At 28.8% G+C, this 3,584-nt stretch carries 2 protein-coding genes; one reads left to right on the top strand and one right to left on the bottom strand.

Annotation, left to right across the window (positions count from 1 at the left end):
* Window positions 1-33: 33 nt before the first annotated feature.
* Window positions 34-990: an ATP-grasp domain-containing protein gene (locus tag Q0F58_RS18110; protein ID WP_294379255.1), complete on the top strand. Its 957-nt coding sequence runs from the start codon at window positions 34-36 to the stop codon at window positions 988-990.
* A gap of 11 nt (window positions 991-1,001) precedes the next feature.
* Here Q0F58_RS18110 and Q0F58_RS18105 read toward each other — a convergent pair whose 3' ends face one another.
* Window positions 1,002-3,470, bottom strand: a complete 2,469-nt coding sequence (locus Q0F58_RS18105) for a hypothetical protein (protein WP_294379253.1) — start codon at window positions 3,468-3,470, stop codon at window positions 1,002-1,004.
* Between the last annotated feature and the right edge of the window lie 114 nt (window positions 3,471-3,584).

The raw sequence follows: 3,584 nt of genomic DNA, 5'->3' as shown, positions 1-3,584 counted from the left end.
GATAATAAGAAATTATCCTCGGAGGAAAATTAGATGAACATTCAAATTAACAATATACATAGTGCGAATTCATTATCCATTATTAAAGCATTAAGTAGAATTAAGAAATACGATATTATAATTATAGGTTCCGATATCTATAAAAAAGGAGAATGTGCAGGAAGTCTATTGGTTGATATATATTATCAGGCGCCACCTATAACACAAGAGACAGAATATATTGATTTTTTAAATTATGTAAATGAAAAAGAGAATGTCGACCTGCTAATACCTGCTTCAGATGCAGAAGCAGTATTACTTTCCAAATATCGGAATGAAGTGAAAACAAAATTCTTTTTAGCCGATTATAAAACAGTAGTTTTATTTAAAGACAAACTCATAGCAACTCAGGAGCTGATGAAAAATGGCATAAAAGTTCCACGCATTTGCAATAATCTGTTTAATGAAAAGAAGGTAATTTTTCGTAAAAGAAATTCTGTAAACAGTCTTGGAATATATATCGTAGACTTAGAAAAAGCAGAATATATAGAAAATCATTTTCATCCTGATTACTTTGCACAGCCTTACATAGAAGGAGATACTATAATTGTTGATGTTTTTTCTGACAAAGATGGTGTTCCTAAATTAATAATCCCTCGAAAAACTATTGAGATTAAAGATGGAACGGCTTTTAGAAGTCAGATAGTTTATGATGAAAAAATTATTGCAATCACACAAAAAATCTGCAATTTATATAAATTACCTGGATTTTGTAATTTAGACTTTAAAGTTAATAATGGAGAATACTATTTTATTGAACTAAATGTGCGCTTTGCCGGATCTGGTATATTCTCAATAATAGCTTCCTTCAATTATATAGAAACTTATCTGGAACATTTCGTACTAAATAAACCATTACACGATATGGATTATTATATGAAATATGTCTGTTGGAATTCTATTGTCACACGCTATTTAGAAGAACTTATATATCCTAACATTAGTGAATAGGCATTTTATGCTTATTCACTAATGTTTTCAATATCATGGTTCCAGAATGATAAGTAGATGATGTACCATGGGTGTTTTATACGATTTTTTTCTTCTTTTGTTTTGGGTCCATATATACGTGCTTTTATGTAACGACTATGTTCTTTTAATTCATATGCTTTATTATAATATATCTGGCTTTTCTCTGTTTCACCAGATTTATTCAATACAGCATACGCATTATAATAAAACAAAGCATGTATATGATGATCAGGTTCTAATGGAATCAGATTTTGCCCTCTTTCTATTAAAAGATTTGCTTTCATAAATTCATCATTTTCATAACACCATGCAAGCTTAACTATAATTATAGCAAGTTTATCATATGGTATAACAGCCGTATATTCAGATTTTTTCAATAAATTCCATACATAATTGTCATGAATCCCTTGATCCATTAATATATCTGCTTCATCAACCCATAAAATGTTTCCACGTATGGCATGATTCTTTAATGACGCCTCTGCTTTCCTTAAAACATTTAGAGCTTTATCGTTTTTTCCTAATCCAGCCAATAGTTTTGCATAAGTAATCTGCGATTTTCCTTTTTGGTATACGTTATTATGCTTATCAAACAATTCTACGCTTTGTTTAGCATATTTTAAAGCTTTCTTATTAGGTAAATAAATATTTGTTAACCTAAGAAAAATTGCATATTCATCATATGTTTTATATATAGGGGTAGTTAGGATTTTTTCGTGTATTTTTAAACACTCTGTGATTTGCCCTGTATACCTATAACTACTCAAACATGCTAGCATCATGTTTAATCCAATACGTGATTCAAAAGATATTTCAGGCTTTATATTTTCAAATAATTCAACAACAGTTTCATGCTGATCCAGTGCAGAAAGATACAACAGTTTATGTGCCAAAAGTAATTTACTTTCGGAAAGGTATCCGAAATTCTCTATATAACATAATATTTCATAGCCATTAGTATATAGCTCCAATTTATAACATATTTCGAGTAATTTAAAGAGTACTGCTTTATTTTTCAGTATATCTTCCTTGATAATGTCATATAATTGTTTAATATAATCCCATGAATCTTCTGGGGAAATTGATATTATAATTTGACTCTCTAATTGTGGTAGTAATTTTTTGATTTCAAATGGCTCAACCTTGGAATACAAATATAATAGTCGAATCCATGCTTCATTACTTTCATTAACATTAGAACTTTCCAGATACTCCAAGTAGTATTTTTTTGTCCGTCCATAAACAACTGTATTAATTTGCTGAAATTCATTAATATGCTTTTCCCATTGATCAATAATACTTGCATGTTTTAGCTCATAATAAGTATCTGTCTCTTCGATCAGATTTAATTCCAATAGTTCATGTATTGCGTTTGAAATATCAATTTCCGGGAAGAAAATCATTTCAGCATACTTTCTTTTTATTTTTCCTTGGTGAAATATTATCAGACTTAACATGGCAAGCGTTTCCTGATTGTTTATGTTATGCAGAATCTGATAAGTGCCATTCTCAATATCGTTGTTTTCACTCTCACCTGTATCATTGGGACGTTCATATGTTACAGAATAATCTATCAATTCTCTTAAATTCCCTAAAGACACTTCCTCATAATGATTTATAACATTTATATTAAATGCCATATCATTAGATAAGTTTTTTACATTTCTATGAACAATATCTATAATGTATGTCTTGTCAATTGGTCCTAATTCTGTTTTAATAACATATGCACCTAATTCAGTAAAATACTCTCTTTGTTTATCAAATTTATCTGAGTTGGGAGTATGCGTAAATTCTAATATAAAATAAGTACTTGAATCATCATTTATCCAATCCCTAAAGCAACCTAACGACTGGTTATCAATATTTTGAAAGTTGTCTATTATCAATAAAACCTTTCTGGCTTTTAAAACATAATTTATGTAATTTGTTTTCGCAAGAATAGAATCTACAGAAGTATCATGTTTCAATTGATCAGTAGAATATTCATTCAATTTTAAAAGTTTCTTCAATGTCAGATAACATACATTCTTAAACAGTGATTCCTTTGAATCTGAACCAAATAAAGTTTCCAACCCAGCTGCTAATCTAACCCGGTTTACACTGGCATCATTATATCCATTCAGAAAATTGTCAAATGTTAAAGCATAGCCATTTTCTTCTTCCAGTTTTTCAAAATATTTTGTAATACCATCAAATAATTCCTGTAAATAATACCACGCAGTATCACCACTATCATCATTACACGGTTTTGTTTTTATTCTAATAATATCACAATCATCTTTATCATATTTTTCAATTACTTTAGTAATCAGAGAGGTTTTTCCAATAGCTGTTTCTGACCAAATATAATGAACTGTTTTTTTATCCCAATTTTGACTGATAATTTCAATAATTTCATCTGACTCGACTTCTCTATCTACAATCACATTACTTTGTTGCCAAATAATCGTTTTCATCCTTGAATGTTCCTTTTATATATAGTATATTAATCATAGGATAATTTCTTATTATCTATTATATATCTTATCATATCTTCACACGTTTTTCATCAATTCAATTGATTAATTAAT

This window comes from uncultured Clostridium sp. (assembly GCF_934754915.1).
Lineage (GTDB): Bacteria > Bacillota > Clostridia > Clostridiales > Clostridiaceae > Clostridium.
This window is presented reverse-complemented; position numbering and strand designations above follow the sequence as displayed.

What these genes read in the sequence shown, in the direction of transcription:
- Q0F58_RS18105 (WP_294379253.1), bottom strand. Translation starts at nt 3,470, where the DNA reads ATGAAAACGATTATTTGGCAACAAAGTAATGTGATTGTAGATAGAGAA.
- Q0F58_RS18110 (WP_294379255.1), top strand. Translation starts at nt 34, where the DNA reads ATGAACATTCAAATTAACAATATACATAGTGCGAATTCATTATCCATT.